The organism is Chryseobacterium rhizosphaerae, assembly GCF_003385455.1.
Lineage (GTDB): Bacteria > Bacteroidota > Bacteroidia > Flavobacteriales > Weeksellaceae > Chryseobacterium > Chryseobacterium rhizosphaerae.
The window spans coordinates 151,295-169,930 of record NZ_QNUF01000002.1; the positions used below are offsets into that span (position 1 = coordinate 151,295).

General features: G+C 38.0%; 11 protein-coding genes. All 11 read right to left on the reverse strand.

What is annotated here, in order from left to right; translation table 11 throughout:
• Nucleotides 1–23: 23 nt before the first annotated feature.
• The 11 genes from DRF57_RS02260 to DRF57_RS02310 all read right to left on the reverse strand — a co-directional run bounded on the left by DRF57_RS02260 (nt 24) and on the right by DRF57_RS02310 (nt 18,509).
• A complete protein-coding gene (locus DRF57_RS02260; protein WP_047484764.1) occupies nt 24–521 on the reverse strand; it encodes a cupin domain-containing protein in 498 nt (165 codons plus the stop codon).
• A 23-nt stretch (nt 522–544) separates the two neighbouring features.
• On the reverse strand, nt 545–2,827 hold the full coding sequence (locus DRF57_RS02265; RefSeq protein WP_115916694.1) for a GH92 family glycosyl hydrolase: 2,283 nt from the start codon (nt 2,825–2,827) through the stop codon (nt 545–547).
• A gap of 16 nt (nt 2,828–2,843) precedes the next feature.
• Nucleotides 2,844–3,704 carry an ROK family protein gene (locus DRF57_RS02270; protein ID WP_115916696.1) on the reverse strand — a complete coding sequence of 287 codons (861 nt, stop codon included), beginning with the start codon at nt 3,702–3,704 and terminating at the stop codon, nt 2,844–2,846.
• A gap of 12 nt (nt 3,705–3,716) precedes the next feature.
• Nucleotides 3,717–5,051, reverse strand: a complete 1,335-nt coding sequence (locus tag DRF57_RS02275) for an alpha-L-fucosidase (protein ID WP_115916698.1) — start codon at nt 5,049–5,051, stop codon at nt 3,717–3,719.
• Between the two features lie 81 nt (nt 5,052–5,132).
• A complete protein-coding gene (locus DRF57_RS02280; RefSeq protein ID WP_167449336.1) occupies nt 5,133–7,538 on the reverse strand; it encodes an endo-beta-N-acetylglucosaminidase H in 2,406 nt (801 codons plus the stop codon).
• 109 nt (nt 7,539–7,647) lie between these two features.
• On the reverse strand, nt 7,648–9,075 hold the full coding sequence (locus tag DRF57_RS02285) for a glycoside hydrolase family 125 protein (RefSeq protein WP_047484760.1): 1,428 nt from the start codon (nt 9,073–9,075) through the stop codon (nt 7,648–7,650).
• A gap of 32 nt (nt 9,076–9,107) precedes the next feature.
• Entirely contained in the window at nt 9,108–11,339 is a 2,232-nt protein-coding gene (locus DRF57_RS02290) for a GH92 family glycosyl hydrolase (RefSeq protein ID WP_115916702.1), read from the reverse strand.
• Nucleotides 11,340–11,454: 115 nt separating this feature from the next.
• Nucleotides 11,455–12,426, reverse strand: a complete 972-nt coding sequence (locus DRF57_RS02295; RefSeq protein WP_047484755.1) for a glycoside hydrolase family 130 protein — start codon at nt 12,424–12,426, stop codon at nt 11,455–11,457.
• 43 nt (nt 12,427–12,469) lie between these two features.
• Nucleotides 12,470–13,762 (reverse strand): MFS transporter, encoded by a 1,293-nt coding sequence (locus DRF57_RS02300; protein ID WP_115916704.1) that lies wholly within the window; start codon nt 13,760–13,762, stop codon nt 12,470–12,472.
• Nucleotides 13,763–13,928: 166 nt separating this feature from the next.
• The gene (locus DRF57_RS02305) at nt 13,929–15,578 is read right to left on the reverse strand and encodes a SusD/RagB family nutrient-binding outer membrane lipoprotein (protein WP_228450299.1); all 1,650 of its coding nucleotides are present in this window, start codon (nt 15,576–15,578) and stop codon (nt 13,929–13,931) included.
• Nucleotides 15,579–15,587: 9 nt separating this feature from the next.
• Nucleotides 15,588–18,509, reverse strand: coding sequence for a SusC/RagA family TonB-linked outer membrane protein (locus DRF57_RS02310; RefSeq protein ID WP_115916706.1), 2,922 nt, complete (start codon nt 18,507–18,509; stop codon nt 15,588–15,590).
• Nucleotides 18,510–18,636 lie beyond the last annotated feature (127 nt).

The window sequence follows — 18,636 nt, forward strand, 5'->3', positions numbered from 1 at the left end:
TATTTATTTGTACTTATCCTGAACTATCTTCCGAAGTCATCCTGTACTCTTACAATATCATCTTCATCAGAAGGATGAGAGGCATCGGTGTGCTGCCAGATTTCAGCAACAACTCCCCAGCCGTCTAAACCGATCAAACGGTGTCTCTCTCCCTGCTGAAGTTTTACCTGATCTGCCGGATGGTAGGTTTTCAATTCTCCTTCTTCATCGGTATTGCTTCTCTTAATACCCACGGTTCCTTCTACTACCTGCCAGATCTCAGCTCTTCTGTGGTGATACTGCCAGCTTAGTCTTGCTTCAGGAGCTACTATAAGAATTTTAGGACTCAATTTCCCTCCTATTCTTAAACTGTCTACATCAATTCCATCAAAATATTGGTTGGCAAAATCCTGTGCCTGAGTTTCATCAATCACAAAAAAACCACCCCATGGTCTTGTATCATCTTTTGCAGCAAGATTAAATCCTTGCGTTGCCAGCATTTTTTCTACTCTAGCGAATATTTCTTTCTTTTCTGTACTCATACAGTTGTATTTGTAGTTTAAAATTATTTAGTTGATTCTTCTTTTGACATTGAATATGGAAAATCTTTTTCCTGTGAACCTCTTTCTTTATTAGGTCGGCTATCCATTTTAAAATCCAGAACAGCACCTTTCATCAGTTCTTTATGACTTAGCCAGTTTTTGGAATAAGGCTGCTGGTTTACATTCAATGATTTTACATATAGGTTTTCGGAATTATTTTCCGGAGCTTTTATTTCAATTTTCTTGCCATTTTCAAGATGAACAGTAGCTTCTTTGAACAATGGAGTTCCTAAAACATACTGGTCTGTTGCCGGTGTTACCGGATAAAATCCTAATGCTGAGAAAATATACCACGCAGAAGTCTGCCCATTATCTTCGTCACCACAATACCCGTCGGGTGTTGCCATATATAGTTTATTCATGACCTGTCTTACCCAATATTGTGTTTTATAGGGAGAGCCAGCATAATTGTATAAATAAATCATATGCTGAATAGGCTGGTTTCCATGAGCATACTGCCCCATATTCATGATCTGCATTTCTCTGATTTCGTGGATCACGCTTCCATAATAACTGTCATCAAAAACCGGTGGCAGAGAGAAAACCTCATCCAGCTTGGCTTCAAATTTCTTTTTGCCTCCCATCAATGTAGCAAGGCCATCAATATCCTGAAAAACAGACCAGGTATAATGCCAGCTGTTTCCTTCTGTAAAAGCATCACCCCATTTGAAGGGATTGAACGGTTTCTGGAAGTTACCATCCTTATTTTTACCCCGCATCAAACCTGTTTCCTGATCGAATACATTTTTATAATTGTAGGCCCGTTTTTTATAGATATCAATTTCCGAAGCCGGTTTTCCTAATGCTTTACCCAATTGGTAGATAGAAAAATCATCATATGCATATTCCAGGGTTCTGGCTGCATTTTCGTTAATCTTTACATCATAAGGAACATAGCCCAGTTTATTGTAATACTCCACACCTGCACGGCCTACGGCTTCTATAGGACCTTCATTATTTGCGCCGTGTTTTACAGCCTGCCAAAGGGTTTCTGCATCATAACCACGAAGTCCTTTTATATAAGCATCTGCTACTACAGATGCAGAATTGTTTCCAATCATAATATCTGAATATCCCGGACTGCTCCATTCTGGTAAGAAGCCTCCCTCTTTGTAGGCATTGGCCAATCCTTCCTGCATTTCAACATTGATCCCCGGATATACCAGGTTCAGGAAAGGATACAAAGCACGGAACGTATCCCAGAAACCGGTTCCCGCAAACATTCTCCCATCCAGCACTTTACCATTGTAAGGACTCCAGTGCCTTATTTTATTCTGGGCATCAATTTCATATAATTTTTGTGGAAAAAACAATGTCCTGTATAAAGAAGAATAAAAGGTTCTCATCTGTTGATCTGTTCCTCCTTTCACCTCTATTTTCCCTAATGTTTTGTTCCAGATATTTTTAGCCTCGGTTTTTACCTGCTCAAAATTTTTGTTGCCAATTTCTCTTTTCAGATTCAGTTCAGCCTGTTCAAAGCTTATGAATGAAGAGGCTACTTTTGCATAAACCGCTTCCTTGTTTTTGAGTTTAAATCCAACAACTGCGCCGGCATGATCGCTGGTAATTTCTAGCTGATCATTAACCAGTTTATCATTCTTCCATGCTTTTGTCAGCTCGAAATCTTTATCAAACTGAATCACAAAATAGTTTTTAAAATTCTCATATTTTCCTGTTGAATATCTGGTCGTATACCCCAGGATTTTTCTTTCTTTAGGAAGAATTTTAATGTAAGAGCCTTTATTCAAAGCATCAATTACTACGTAAGCACTGTCTGTTTTAGGAAAATCAAACTTAAAGAAAGAAGCTCTTTCTGTAGGTGTAAATTCAGTTGTTACATTAATATCAGCTAAGTATACACTATAAAAATAAGGGGTTGAAACCTCAGCTTTATGACTGAACCAGCTTGCCCTGTCATCTTCTTTAAATTTTAGCTGACCAACACCCGGCATGATGGAAAAAGCGCCATAATCATTCATCCATGGAGAAGGCTGATGGGTTTGTTTAAATCCTTTTATTTTATCGGCATCATAAGTGTATGCCCATCCGTCACCCATTTTACCTGTCTGAGGAGTCCAGATATTCATTCCCCAGGGAAGTCCGACTGCCGGATAGGTATTTCCATTGGATAAAGAAGGCTTAGACTGAGTTCCCATTAACGGATTCACATAATCTACAAGAGATCCGTTCTGCCCGAATGCACAGACCTGCAATAAAAGAAAAAAAGTAGAAAATAAAGACTTCATTGTATCGTTTTATTATTTATTTAAGCATTTTCAAAGCATAACTGGCCGCACCTAAGATGGCTGCATCTTCAAAAATAGCAGAAATTCTAACGGGCAAGTTAATATTATTCTTTATTAAATTCTGAATAAACCGCTTCTCAAAGTAAGGATATGCTTTAGCAATATTCCCTCCAATTACCAAAACTTCAGGTTCATAATGGCTCACGTATTGTACTACAAATTCGGAAAAAGAATCTGCATATTCATCAAATATTTTGGTTTGTATTTCAAGGGGTTTATCCAGCAGCTCTTTGGTTCCTGAAATCTGTTCCCCTGTTAATTCAGTATAATAATTAACAAACCAGCGTGTTGCCAGATAGTCTTCACAAATAGAGTTTTTAAAAGGTGAATCCCAAAGATCTTCGTCAGTGGCAAATTCCCCATTATAAAAAGTAGTTCCCAATCCTGTTCCCAGCGTTACTCCAAAAACCTTGTTGAAACCCTGCACACAACCTCCAAAAACCTCACCTTCCATAAAGGCGGCCGCATCATTCACAAAATATATCTGATCCTGAGAAATCGACATTCTTTTAGCCAGCTCTTCTTTGATATTAACCTGATAGATGTCTATAAATTTTCCTTGCTGCATCAGAGATATTCCATTTTCATAATCGAAAGGCCCCGGCATTGCAATTCCCAATAAAAGATCCTCTTTATCCAAATCATGGGCTGCCTTATCGATCGCTGAAACCCATGCAGAAAAAATAATTTCTTTAGATTCAAAAGAGTCTACATGTTCCCGTACATATGTTGAAGAAATGATCTCACGTTTTTCAGGATTCACCTGAGCCAGTGTAATATGGGATCCTCCAATATCTATTCCTAGTATATTTTGCATTATTTTTCCAATTTATTTTCCTTCAAAAGCTATAACAACATTTGGGTTTTGACTATTTACAGTATAGCTATCAAATGTTAAGGTGTTATTTTTTAAATTATATTTTATAGGTTTTCTATCTTTTAACAAATAGGCAGAGCTAATCTTTTTAAATGGAAAATTTTCCAAAGTAATTGTTTTTTCTTCCTTATTATTAAGGATATGAACATAGATTTTACCTGCCTTCTGAGTGATAGCTCCCCATTTTTGAGGTGGAAGATACCCTCCTCTTGTTCCATAAATACTTTCACCATACACTTTCATCCAATTTCCCATTTCTGTAAAGGAATGAATAAAAGGTTCCGGAATTTTACCATTAGGCATAGGTCCTACGTTTAGCAACAAATTGGCGTTACTTCCTGCTGCATTGACCAACAAATCTAAAAGTTCCTTAGATGTTTTATTCTTGTTGTCTTTTAAATTGAACCCCCAGGAGCCATTTATTGTTTCACAGGTTTCTAAAGGCAGTTGAGATGTTTTTTGAAAACTCAATCCACTTTTATTCTGCCCCGGAATATCTCTTTCAAACATCTGGAAATCTTCCCCTTTTAATGGAGTGATATGATGATTATTCCCAACAAGACATTGAGGCTGAAGTGTATGGATAAGCTGATATATTTCCTCCATTCTCCAATCTACATATGTTTGTTCCTTTCTGTTTTCTTTTTCCTCTTCCATCTGATCCCAATACCCATCAAACCAGATGCCTGAAACTTCACCATACTGGGTTAATAGTTCTGTCAATTGATTTTTCATAAACTGGATATAGTCATTCCAGTTTCCTTTCTCAGTACGTCTGGTTTCCTTCCCTGTACGGCCTGTCCAGTAAGAATAATCAGTTCTTCTCCAGTCCAACAGTGAATAATAAAATGCTATTTTGATCCCCTGCTGATGACACTCCTGAGCCAGCTCTTTCACAAGATCCCTTTTAAAGGGGGTATTCATGATCGTAAAATCCGAATATTTGGTATCCCACATACTAAAACCATCGTGATGTCTTGTCACTAATGTAATATATTTTATTCCGGCATTTTTAGCCATTGTAACATATTCTTTAGCATTAAACTCTGTGGGGTTAAAGAAATCTTTCAGCTTAGTGTAATCATTCACTGGAATTTTATCATCGTTCATCACCCATTCTCCCCTGCCCAATTCACTATATAATCCAAAATGGATAAACATACCGAATTTTTCATTCTGAAATTCTGTTCTTGCTTTAAGATTAGCGGCTACCGGTTCATAGTTTTGCTGAGAGAATCCCATACAAAAGCTCACCACCAATATCATTAATAATATTTTTTTTACCATCAGTTACTTCCTAAATTTTAACAGATAAAACCTGCCTTATGCTATTAAAAACATAACGCAGGTCTTGATTAGATCTTATATTTATTTTACAATTATTTTACCGGACGACACTACCTTATTATCAGCTGATGTAATTTTGTAAAGATAAGTACCAGCGGGTAAATCCTGTGTATTAACTACATTATTATTTGGATTAATATTCTGTTTTTTAGACAATGTTCCTGAAGCTCCATACAAAGATATTTCGCTTGCAGATCTGTCATCAATTCTAAACTTAATATCCTCTCCTCTTTTAACAGGATTCGGATACGCTGTATTTTCCTGTTTATTTTCAATTCCTTTTGCCGTTTTTACAGATAAAGAAGAAGGACAAGGGACTTCTGTTTTCCAGTTGGCATCCGACATACTGATTAAAGTAGCAGAATGACCGTTTGGAGTAGCATCTACTGCTCCGCTTCCACTTCCGTCATCCATTTTCCAATTGGCCTCCAGGCTCGTTGAGCTGGCCGCAATATTACATTTGTTATCCAGGATTTCCTGAGCCGTCAGAGCTTTCTTCCATACTCTGAATTCATCCAGCGATCCATTAAGTGCACGGGAGTTATCATAATTTCTACCCATATAAAGAATACCATTTGCTGTAAAATTACCGGTAGCCGCAGTACTTGCATCAAGATTACCATTGACGTAGAGTTTCATCGTTGCACCATCATAAGTTGCTGCCACATGATACCATGTATTGGCATTAAGAGCTGTATTTCCGTTCAATTTTATCTGAGATGAACCAAAACTTAAGGTAAACTGCAGTTTATTATTGGCAAGAGTAGCATCTCCCAATCTTAGTATGGCTGAATTATTATCTCCCACTTCAATTCCGATTACTGACGAAATATAAGGGAAAGCAGTTTTGAATGCATTTACTTTTACCCAGCCTTCAAAAGTGACAGCATTTCCATTGAGGTTAAATTGTCCGGCATTAAGATATTGACTGCTTCCGTTAAAAGAAAGAGATCTTGGGCCAGGGCTGGTAACAGGAACAAGTCCACTATTGAATGGAGTATCTGCTGAATAAGTACTGGTAGTTGTTCCTCCGCATACAGACTGTATTTTCCATACATAGTTGGTATTGGCAGTCAGGTTCTGAAGGGTATAGGTATTGGTGGTAATATTAGGAACTGTAGTCCACGTTGAGGCTGCTGTAGTTTTATATTGTAAAGTATAGGAAGCAGCTGTTCCTACAGTATCCCAGGATAATTTGGTAGTTGTTCCAAGGGCATTGGACGCTATTAAATTTGATGGAGTGGCACATCCGTTTCCTGAGTTAAATCTTGGGGCAAAAATGTAGGTACTTTTTGACGTTGAAGAACAGTTAGACTGTATTCTCCAGTCATATTCTGTATTGGATGTTAAATTATTTACGACAATATTGCTTCCTGTATAATTACTTGTTACATTCGTCCAGGTTGTTGAACTGGCAGGCTTATAATCTATATTGTAAGTTTGGGAGCCGCTGGAGGTCCAGTTTAATTTTGCAGAAGTTCCTGTAAGAGTGTTTGCTTCTAATCCTAACGGCGGATCACACGCTGCCCCCTGAGTCCAAGAATAAAGCTGGCCTGACAATACTGTATTTTGGCTATAGAGTATATTGGATCCTGTACTTAAATAGCTGGCCATGTTCGTACCTGGCAGGTCATACCACATAAATACACCATAGCCGTCATTTTTTGAATTGGTAGCCAAAGTGGAAAGTGTAGAAGTAGAGGTGTTATTGATCCATGTTGCAGCAGCAGAAAGCTTAGCTTTGGTAAGAGGAGGCACACTCGGAGCGCTGTATGTCCCGTAGTAGGCATTCCAGCTGTAGTCAATATAATTTCCGGCCTGATCTCCATTATAGCTCTGCCTTGAAGTTGCAGGGCCCAGATAATAGAAGGTAATCAGTTTATCAGGCATTGCTGCTTTAAGTTCCTGAAGAAGCATTACAAAAGAGCTGCTATTTGGCTGTCCGGTTCCGTTATTTCCGTAATCAGCATATTCATCATCCAGGTCTACCCCATCCAGCCCATAAGTATAAACAGTATTTGCGATCTGCAGGGCAAAATCTTTCGCAGCTTCCCTATTCGGAAAGTTGGAGATCCCAGCTCCCTGATGATTTCCCAGAATATCAAGTAAAACCTTAATTCCTTTTTGCTGTAAAGGTTTCACATATGTATCGACATCATTCAATACTTTGGTAACATTATTATTGTTTGAAATGTACGCTCTGCTTTTGGACACATCATAATTAATGTTGGCCGCAAAAATAATAGCGACGTCAAAAAGCTGTTTTCCACTGTTCTGCAGGGTATAGGATCCTGCATTCAGCATATTGTTGTTATTCACTTCCACATAGCATATCCCAACAGGATTATTAAGCTGTTGTGCATCGACAAGAGAGCCTGAATGAAGCATCATTGCCATCAGGCCCATAAAAAAGGATTTTTTTTTCATTGTATACATTATTTTGATGTTTTTGGTGTCGGGATTCTATATACCACTCCCCGGGTATGTTTTTTAAAGAAACATACCTAAGAAAAAAGGGGCATATAAAATAAGAGGGCTATGTCAGCAGCTCCGGGTTTTCGTTAAAGGTTTTCCATAATAATTCTCCAAATAAAGTATTCGACCATGCGAACCATTCTCTGGTGAATTTTTTGTCGTTGTCTTTATGGAAGGACTCATGCATAAAGCCTGTCCCACCGTGCGTTTTCTGTAAGGTGTCTATGCACCATTTAATCTCACCTGTATCTTTAGTGGTGAGTGCTTTCATAATGATACTCATCGGCCAGATCATATCAAGCCCAATGTGTGGCCCTCCAATTCCTTCCGCCAGTTTACCTTTGAAAAAGAATGGGTTATTTTCTGACCAAACAAATTTCCTTGTGTTCACATACACAGGATCATCTGCTTTTACGGCATCTAAATAAGGCAGACCCAATAAGCTCGGACAATTGGCATCATCCATCAGGTTATAGCTTCCAAAGCCATTAACTTCAAAAGCATATATTTTTCCATATTCCGGATGATTGTAAATTCCGTACTTTTTAATGGCGGCATCCACCTCATCAGCAAGGCTGGTAAGTTGCTGAGCCAGACCTTTTTCATTTTTGATCTGAGAAACCATTTCTGCTGCCTGACGTAGGCTTACCACAGCAAATAAATTAGAAGGAATTAAAAATCCATAAATCGTAGCATCATCACTTGGGCGGAACATGGAACTGATCAGTCCAACCGGTTTTGTAGGATACCCATATCCTCCCATTGGAACACCATCTGTAGCCCAAGCCGTTGTACGCTCAAACTTGTAAGGTCCCAGGTCTTTTTTTCTCTGCTGCTCAGTAAATGTCTGTAGGGTAAGCTTAATGCCCTGTAGCCAATTAGCATCAAAAGGTTTGGTATCTCCTGTTGTTTTCCAAAAATGATAAGCCAAACGAATAGGATAACACAAAGAATCTATTTCCCACTTTCTTTCATGGGTACCAGGTTTCATATCTGTATGATCGTATTCTTTCCATTTACTTATTTTTTTGTCATCATTATAAAATGCATTGGCATAAGGATCTTTCAGAATGAATTTCGTCTGTTTATAAATAACCCCTGAAATAAGCTTGTGAAGTTTTTCATCTTTTTTTGAAAACTGTAAATAAGGAAAAACCTGCGCAGAGCTGTCACGAAGCCACATCGCATCAATATCACCCGTAATTACATAAGTATCAGGAGTTCCATTATTTTCACTGTAAAAAACAGTAGTATCTAATGTATTCGGAAAACAGTTTTCAAAAAGCCAGCTTAATTCTTTATTTTTTACTTTCTTTTTAAAAGCCGCAATAGCACTTTCTACGGATTCACTGGTAAAATGTCTTTTATCTTTGGGAACACGAACAACAGGAAAATCGTCCATCACCAGATTCTTTGCAAAAACATTCTGTGTAAACAGCAATCCGGCTCCTGCCAGTGCACTTGTTTTAATAAAATTTCTCCTTTCCATTGATACTTTTATTTCGTTTATTTTTATTAGTCTTATTTTACAGGCTTACTTCCCATTACAAATCTCAGCTCTCCACCATTCATAATATCACTGTGGTTCAATTCCCAGCTCTTGTACTCTTTCCCGTTCAGGAACATTTTCTGAACGTAAATGTTTTTATCGGATATCTTGTCTGCTACTACGGTAAATGTTTTTCCATTTTCCAACAGCAATGAAGCTTTAGGAAACTGAGGTGCACCAATTGCATAGACAGGTTTCCCTGGTGTCACCGGATAAAATCCTAATGAAGAGAAAATATACCATGCCGACATCTGTCCGCAGTCTTCATTATTCACAATTCCATCAGGTTTAGCCGCATACATATTATCACGGATATATTTGATCATTTTCTGAGTCTTATAAGGACTTCCTGCATAATTATACAGGTATGGAACATGATGCCCCGGTTCATCTCCAAACCCCAAAGAGCCGATGAATCCTGAAATATCAACATGCTGTTCTCCCTGCATATTAAGAGCTTCTGTAAATGTTTTATCCAGTTTTTCTTCAAACCCTTTTTTCCCTCCGTACAGGTTCATCATTTCATCAATCTGGTGAGGAGCAAAAAAATCATATGCCCAGATGTTCCCGGAAACCCAGTGTGGCTGAAGCTTTTTCCAATCGTTCAGTGCAAAATCTGCTAAAAATTTTCCGTCTTTCTGTCTTGGCCAGAAGTGACTATTTTCTTTATTGAAAGTATTCAGGAAGTTCATAGAACGCTTCTTATAGACTTCTGCATCTTCTTTTTTACCCAGTTTTTCTGCAAGCTGCTGGATACACCAGTCATCATAAGCATATTCAAGGGTGGCAGAAACAGAAGCTCCGTTTTCCGAAGGAGAATACCCCAGTTTAATATAATCGTTTAGGCCTCCTCCTCCATCACTGCTGCTCATTTTATCTGTTAAAGAAGCATCTTTCATTGCAGCAAAGGCTTTTTCAGCATCAATACCCGGTACACCTTTTGAAATAGCATCCCAAATGACCGATACACTGTGATAACCCAACATACAGAAATTATCGTATCCACATAATTCCCAGATAGGCATATGGTCTTTACGGTCGGTATACCTGCTGATCAGGGAGTTGGCAAATTCTTTGGTATGTTTCTGATCCATAATGGTCAGCAGAGGATGGGTTGCTCTGAAGCCATCCCAATAAGAATAGGTACTGTAGTTGGTAAACCATTTGGTATTCATATTTTCCTGAGCAGCCACATAGTCTCCATTGGCATCCATATAAAGGTTAGGAGCTATAAATGTATGATAAACCCCTGTATAGAAAATCTTTCTCTGACTGTCTGTACCTCCTGTCACCTGAAATCTTCCGATAAGATCTCTCCATGTCTTTTGTGCCGTTTCTTTAGCTTTTGCAAAATCCACATTCGTAGCCTCAGCATCAAAATTCTCCTGTGCATTTTCTGTACTTACCGGAGATAAAGAGACTTTCACTTCGATACTTTCCTTATCTTCTGTAGAGAATCTTACAAAAGCTTTCGCATCCTTAGCAAGGGCAATCTTTTCGTTGTTTTTGATTTTTCCTTCGGCATACACTCCGTAAGATTTGAAAGGTTTTGAAAACTCCATCACGAAATAAGCAAATCGCTTACCTCCCCAACCATTGCTGTAGCAGTATCCTTTTATTTTGTTATTACCCTCTACACTTACCAGAGTATGGTAAATATTTCCAAAAATTTTATTGGTTGGATCAATAATGATATTGGATTCATCACTCTTGGGGAATGTATACTTATGAAATCCCACTCTTGGAGAAGCCGTAAGTTCGGCTTTGATTCCATAGCTGTCGAGCATTACTGAATAATATCCCGGGGCCGCCGTTTCTTTTTCATGACTGAATTTTGAACGATAGCCTGTCTCGGGCTTATCTTCTGATCCCGGAACCATTTTTACCTGACCTACGGTAGGCATAACCAGAATATCTCCAAGATCTGCCCATCCTGTTCCACTAAGGTGATTGTGGCTGAATCCCATGATCGTCTTACTGCTGTAATGATACCCGGAACACCAGTCCCAGTCTCCACTTTTAGTATTCTGATCCGGACTTAGCTGAATCATCCCAAACGGTGTGGTAGCTCCCGGAAACGTATGGCCGTGGCCTCCTGTCCCAATAAAAGGATCTACCCAGGATAAGACATCCCCCTTTTGTTGTTGGGCATTCACCGTAGAAACCAGGAGTGTAAAAAAACAGATAAGCAATTCTTTTTTCATGATAAGAGGTATCAGTAATTTTTTATTTTAAAAGTTGGTTTAAAAATATGAAAACCATTACAAATATCCCAATAATAAAGGGAATTAAGCCGATCAACATATTAAAAAACCTCATTTAGATTGAATTTTTTTTCATAAAATCAATAATTTCAGAAATATATCCAAACGCGATAGCTACCACTGTGTCGGCAGCACCATAATATACGGTTACTTTATCTCCTTCAGTCAATGCAGCACATGGGAAAACCACATTCGGCACATCTCCTGTCAGTTCATACACTTCTGCCGGAGCCAGCAGATAAGGTTTTGTTCTGTACAATACTTTTGTAGGATCTTCAAGGTCAAGCAATGCTGCTCCCATTGAATATCTGAATCCTCTGCAGGTATTGATTACCCCATGATAGAAAAGTAACCATCCTTCCTCTGTTTTTATAGGAACCGGACCTCCCCCGATTTTTGTACACTGCCAGGCACTGTCTTCAAAAGGAGTTACTTTCATTACACAACGGTGCTCTCCCCAGTATTTCATATCAGGACTGTAGCTGATATAAATATCACCAAAAGGCGTATGTCCGTTATCACTTGGACGGCTCAGCATCGCATATTTTCCATTGATCTTTTCAGGGAAAAGCACTCCATTTCTATTGAATGGCAGAAAAGCATTTTCACACTGGAAAAATTCCTTAAAATCAAAAGTATATCCAATTCCAATGGTAGGTCCATTATATCCGTTACACCATGTAATCCAGTAACGATCTTCAATAAAAGTAACGCGGGGATCATATTTGTAATCAGATTCAATCATTTCTGTGTTTCCTGCCTTCATTTCAATAGGGTCATGATTGATTTCCCAATTGATTCCATCTTTACTGAAACCTGCAAAAATATTCATCTGCACCGCTTTGTTGTCACAGCGGAATACCCCTGCAAATCCATCCTCAAAAGGAATCACAGCACTGTTGAATATACTGTTTGACGTTGGTATTGCATATCTGTTAATGATCGGGTTTTCGGAAAACCTCCACATGATATCATTGCTACCTTCCGGGCGATCCTGCCATGGGATCATTACTGATTGAGCTGTCATAAAGTATTTTTTACTTTTTATTTAAATTTGTTTAATAATTGATTTATTGTTCTTTTTGATTTTCCGAATATGGAAACGGAACCCATAGGGTTACAAGAAATGCCGGAATAGTAGCGATCAGTACCCAGATAAAAAATATTTTATATCCTACCCAGTCGCTGATCATTCCACTGAACATTCCCGGAATCATCACTCCGAGATTCATAATACCTGTTGCAAATGCATAATGGGCTGTTTTATGTTTTCCCGGGGCAATCTGCTGCATCATGTATAGCATAAGTCCGACAAACCCAAAACCATAACCAAAATACTCCACCACTACTGCAATTCCTACCGGCAAGAGATCAGCAGGCTGGTAGTACGCTAATAAAGCATAGACTACAAATGGAATATTGAATGCAGAGCATAACCATATCAATGATCTCTTCAATCCGCGGGCTGAAATAAAATAACCGGCCAGTACAGATCCTAAAATAAATGCTGCAGAACCATACGTTCCATAAATAAGTCCAATATCTGATGTTGAAAGTCCTAATCCTCCTGAGGACCTTGGCGCTTTAAAAAATAACGGTGCAATTTTTATAGCAAACCCTTCAGCAAAACGATACAAAATAATGAACAGTACAGACCATAAGATGTTCTTCTTTGTAAAAAATGAGGTAATGACTTCCAGCAATTCCTGACGGACATTTCCTGCTGTTTTTTTATCTTTCTCTGATACTTCTTTGTTTTCTTTTGGCAGAATCAGGTAGTGGTATATAGCTAATACAAAAAACAATAGAGCATAAATCACCATAATGATCATCCATGCACGGGTTACCCCTTTTGTTTTTTCTAAAACCCCGGCAAAATAAACTAATGCCCCACTACTGATAATTTTGGCCAGATTATAAAAAGCTCCCTGCCAGCCTATATATTTTGCCTGCTCTTTATTGGTAAGGAAACTGATATAGGTTCCATCTGCCACCACATCATGAGTCGCTCCACAAAAGGCAATAACCGCAAAAAGAGCAATACTGTATTTGAAAAAATCCTGCAAAGGAAGACTTAATGCCACCAAAGCAAACAAAATTCCTATCGCAAACTGGGTAACAACAACAAAGAATTTTTTGGTTTTATAGATCTCCAGAAAAGGACTCCAAAGAGGCTTTAACGTCCAGGAGAACATAACCAGAGCTGTCCAAAATGTAATTTGGGCATCTGAAACTCCCATATCTTTATACATAATCCCGGAAACTGCATTAATGGTTACAAAGGGCACTCCCATTGCAAAATATAATGTAGATATCCAAAGGATGGGTTGTATTGAACGGGTTTCAGAGTTGTTTTTTCCCATATTAAAATAAGGTTCTAAAAAAAGAGGGCATCTCAAAATTTCATTCCGACTTAAAACGAAACTATAGAAGAATAAATTATCGGAGATTCTCCTCTCCTTACGAAATGAACACTCAGGGTACAACCTGATTTTTGAGATGCCTCTGTATATAAATGATTCTGATTAATTATAATTTTTTATCCCACCATAATTTTGTACTTCCGATATCAGGACCACCCAGCGTACTCGCAGCTTTTTGATATCCAACCGGATTATTATTACGGTATTTTGTTGCAATTGGTATTCTTCTGACCATTTTATCTGTATCAATATTTCCCTGACTGGAATTCAATACGTTTTTAAACAAAATAGGATATCCAGTTCTTCTTTGTTCAGCCCAGGCTTCAGAACCGTCAGGATACAAAGCAAGCCACTTTTGAGTCATCAATCTTTCCAATTTTCTTTCTGGATTATCCGCCTCATTCCATTTGATGGTAACAGTACTTAACATTGAATTTCCTGCAGGAATATTATTGACCGCATTTTTGGGATCAGTATAGGCTTGCTCCACAGAAGTGGCATCATTGATATAGGCATTGTAATCAGCACTTTTCCCCCATTCATCCATAGACGTTCTTACCCCCATTTCATAATTACTTTTGGCATCACCGGCTCCTGTATATCCAAATAAAGCTGCTTCAGCTTTTAAAAACCAGGTTTCTGCAGCCGTAAATATCTTCCCTTTTCCGTTTTGATTTCCCGGTGCAAAATAAGCACCTCCCGCCGCATCAGCTAAGGGAACTGAATAATTTACATAGAACGTTTTATCTCCTTTCAGATCAATACCCTGACGAATCCCTATATATTGTCCTGCCGCCGCCGGATCGGTTGCTTTAAAGGCATATGCACTGATTCTCGGATCTTTAAATCCATTTAAGTAAGCTAAAAGCGGAGCCCCTGATCGGCAATCTCCCCAGTCATAGATCACTCCTCCTATTGGAGAAGGCGTTCCGTAATTAATGAGCGCATTGTCTGTATTATTTTCAATAAGACCTACCGGAGATGCAAGCGCCTCTTCTGCAAACTTTTTAGAATCTACCGGTGCCGCATATCGCATTCTCATGGCAATTCTGAATTTAAGAGAGTTCGCAAATTTCATCCATTTTACTGTATCACCTCCAAAAAATACATCAGCCGATTTAATTACCGATTTATCTTCAACAGCTATATTGGCGTTTTGGAGAACTGTAATGGCATTCGTTAAATCCGCAATAAAAAAATGATAAGCATCGGCCTGAGAATCAAAATCAGTAGATCCATCACTATTCGGTTTATTGAATTTACTATAGATCACAGGTCCATGGGCATCAGAAACTTTAAGACTGGAAACCACCTTAATAATATCCATGATCGCCAATGATTTATCAAAGTTATATCCCGGATAGGTTTTCTCCATAACAGCCTTAAAAATATCTTTCTTGTTAAGAATATCTTCAAGCTGGGTAATCATTATCCTTTCATTCCAGTTATCCATCATAAAATATGTTGAATTGAAATTATTTCCATTGAAAGGATTAGAGGTACTGAAATACCCACTAAACATATCGGCATTCAGGTTTTGTTGCAACTGATATACTCCAAGATTATAATGTACCAAACCTCTTTGCATAAGTTTCATTGAAGATACCAATTGTCCAAAATCAGCATTCAGTTGCTCATCTCCTAAACCTGGAGTATACTCACTGTTAATTTTATCAAAATCACTTGTACAGCTTACAGTAAACAGGCCTGTAGCCATTAACAAATAAAACGCTTTATATTTAAAATATTTTTTCATACTACAGAATTAAAAATTTAATTTCACTGAGAATCCTACTGATCGTGTTATTGGAATTCCAAATATATCTACCCCAACACCTCCGGGATTAACCCCTGAAACTTGTTCAGGATCAAACGGAGCTTTCTTATAAAGGAAGAAAAGATTGGTCCCAATCACACTTAGTGTTGCATCCGAAAGGTATTTTGAATTCACTTTAAAAGTATAGGAAACAGAAGCCTGTCTTAATCGTATGGCAGTAGCTTTATACATATAGGCCTCTGTTAGAGGATCTCTACCTCCTATACTTGAATAGTAAGCCTGAGCATCTGTTTTGTCAGTGTAAGGTGTTCCGTCCTCTTTCACTGCATTTTCTATAACAACTCCACCGGCATCACGGGCATCTGCAGATGTTTTACTTACTCCTAGCTGATCATTCATTGCCTGGGTAATACTTAGAACTTTACCTCCAAACTTCCCATCTATCAGGAAGCTTACATTTAAGTTACCAATATTAAAGGAGTTATTGAGGCCAAGCATAAATTTAGGGTTTGGATTCCCTAAATAATTATCTTTATTTTCTGTTCTTCTGGGAACTCCGTTCTTATCTACAATAATACGTCCCTGATCATCTCTTAAAAAAGCAAACCCATAGATATCTCCGAAAGAGCCTCCTACTTTAAGTCTGTTATAACCACTTCCTATTAATTCAAGACTGATATTGGAATCCTGGAAATACTTTACAGGTAATAACTCTATTATCTTGTTTTTATTGGAAGAAGCATTGAATGTTGCTGTCCATCCAAATTTCTGTCCTTTGAAAATATCATAAGAAATAGCAGATTCAAAACCTGTATTCTGAATGTTTCCGGCATTTATCGTTACTTTACCATTATTGTATGGATCACCAAAACCTATTGCACTTACATCTTTCAACATTTGATTGGTTGTATTTGATTTGTAATATGTGAAATCAAAGGTCAATCTATTATTCAAAAATCTCAATTCAGTTCCCGCTTCAAAAGTTTTATTTAATTCAGGTTTCAGCCAAAGATCTTTAAATTCTTCACCGGTAATAGGTGAACCACTGAAACCAATAGGGGTTCCTGCATCAAAACCACTGATGTGATTGATCAAAATGGGATCCAATGCATTACCCACTCTTGCATAGGAAGTTCTCACTTTCCAGAAATTAATCGCCTTAGGCAGCGTAAAAATATCTGAAAGAATAGCATTTGCCCCTACAGACTGATAATCAAAAGAAGTATTGGTTTTTCCATAAAGATCAGCTAATGTTGAAGACCAGTCATTTCTATATGTTAAATCCAGATAAACCAATTTTTTATATCCTATTGTAGTACTGGCAAATACAGACTGATCCTGTCGGTTTCCATTATATATGGTGTATGAAGCTACACTTTCATCCCGTTCTTTTGGCCAGTATAGATTATTAGCTGTAAACAGATTGGGTAGCTTTAACAAGCTATTATCTATTTTGGATGTTAAAGATCTTAAATCCGAGATACTTGCTCCTACGGTAAAGTCTAAGCTGATATCATCTGTGATATGTGGAGATCCCAGCAATAGTACATCTCCATATTTGGTGGTACGCTCTATTGAATTTTTAATAAGTCTTCCGTTTTTTCGTCCCTCATAGGTTCCCGGCAAAACAGTTGAAAGAGAATAGGCTGAAATCTGTCTTTCAGTATCTGAGAAATAATAACTGTAATTTCCACGGGCCTGAATATTTAACCAACTGTTAATGGCATAATTCAAGGATGCTGATCCGTAGAAGTTTTTGTTCGTTGTAGTTACAGGGTTTCTGTTCAGCACCCACATTGGATTTTGGTCTTCTGTAGAAAAAACACCATTAGAATCTATATTCCACCAGTTCTGGGCAGGCAGGTTTCTTGATTTATCCAGGTATGAATAATTATTGGCATAATAATCAAAATCTACTCCTCGTGGCAACCAATAAATACTGGTTAAAGGAGAAAACCATCTTCCCGGGGACGCCCTGTTTTTAGAATCCTGTAGAGAAGCCATAACATTGGCTTCTAAAGTCAGTTTATCATCTAAAAACTTACTGGAGTTCCTGAAATTGACATTATACTGCTTAAAATTAGAAGTTGGAATAATCCCATCGTTCGTTGTATTTCCTATAGAGAAAAAGTTTTGAGACTTTTCATTACCGGCACTGAAAGTAAGGCTATTTGTCAATGTTGTTCCTGTGTTCAGAAAATCCTTCAGATAGTCTTTTGAAGCACCTTTTTCTCCCCAGCTTCCCTCAGAGCCCGGTGTATGGGTTGTGGGATTATGTGGGGTGGTCTGAAGATAGCTGTATTGAAGCTTCGGCAGATCATACGCTTTATCAAAAGTAAGACTTGACGAAAAAGACAGTTTACTTCTTCCTTTTGAGCCTTTTTTTGTCGTAATCAATACGACACCGTTACTTCCTTGTGACCCATATAATGCTGAAGCAGACGCTCCTTTCAGGAAGTTGATACTTTGAATATCTTCAGGATTAATCATACTGAAAATATCTCCTGTATCCGGCATTTGTGAGAATACCATGGCATCCGGCCCTCCGGTATTATTGATAATCGGAATACCATCTATTACAAAAAGAGGCTGGCTGTTTCTTGTAGATTTATCCCCACGCATTACTATTCTTACAGAACCTCCTACACCACCATTCGTTTTGTTGATTTGCACGTTGGAAACTTTTCCATTGATAGAATTTAAAAGATTGGGAGTTTTTACTTCCGTAAGCTCATCGCCACCAATCTGCTGGCTGGAGTAAGTCAGAGACCTGGCCTGTCTTTTTATCCCCAAAGAAGTGACAACAACCTCCTGAATATCGGTTGCCTTAGTGGTGTCGGCTGTTTTTTTCTCTTGTGCATTTGCCAAAAAGGAAAAAACGAATAGAACCGGTATAACTGCTTTTCTCATAAGGTTTAGATTAGTTAGATTTATTTGAAAATCAATTACATCACTTTAAATAGTTCCTTAGTGTTTAATACAAATTCTTTTATTTTTTAAACAATAATATGCTCTTTATGTATTAAATAATTTAAAG

What these genes read in the sequence shown, in the direction of transcription:
- DRF57_RS02260 (WP_047484764.1), bottom strand. Translation starts at nt 521, where the DNA reads ATGAGTACAGAAAAGAAAGAAATATTCGCTAGAGTAGAAAAAATGCTG.
- DRF57_RS02265 (WP_115916694.1), bottom strand. Translation starts at nt 2,827, where the DNA reads ATGAAGTCTTTATTTTCTACTTTTTTTCTTTTATTGCAGGTCTGTGCA.
- DRF57_RS02270 (WP_115916696.1), bottom strand. Translation starts at nt 3,704, where the DNA reads ATGCAAAATATACTAGGAATAGATATTGGAGGATCCCATATTACACTG.
- DRF57_RS02275 (WP_115916698.1), bottom strand. Translation starts at nt 5,051, where the DNA reads ATGGTAAAAAAAATATTATTAATGATATTGGTGGTGAGCTTTTGTATG.
- DRF57_RS02280 (WP_167449336.1), bottom strand. Translation starts at nt 7,538, where the DNA reads ATGAAAAAAAAATCCTTTTTTATGGGCCTGATGGCAATGATGCTTCAT.
- DRF57_RS02285 (WP_047484760.1), bottom strand. Translation starts at nt 9,075, where the DNA reads ATGGAAAGGAGAAATTTTATTAAAACAAGTGCACTGGCAGGAGCCGGA.
- DRF57_RS02290 (WP_115916702.1), bottom strand. Translation starts at nt 11,339, where the DNA reads ATGAAAAAAGAATTGCTTATCTGTTTTTTTACACTCCTGGTTTCTACG.
- DRF57_RS02295 (WP_047484755.1), bottom strand. Translation starts at nt 12,426, where the DNA reads ATGACAGCTCAATCAGTAATGATCCCATGGCAGGATCGCCCGGAAGGT.
- DRF57_RS02300 (WP_115916704.1), bottom strand. Translation starts at nt 13,762, where the DNA reads ATGGGAAAAAACAACTCTGAAACCCGTTCAATACAACCCATCCTTTGG.
- DRF57_RS02305 (WP_228450299.1), bottom strand. Translation starts at nt 15,578, where the DNA reads ATGAAAAAATATTTTAAATATAAAGCGTTTTATTTGTTAATGGCTACA.
- DRF57_RS02310 (WP_115916706.1), bottom strand. Translation starts at nt 18,509, where the DNA reads ATGAGAAAAGCAGTTATACCGGTTCTATTCGTTTTTTCCTTTTTGGCA.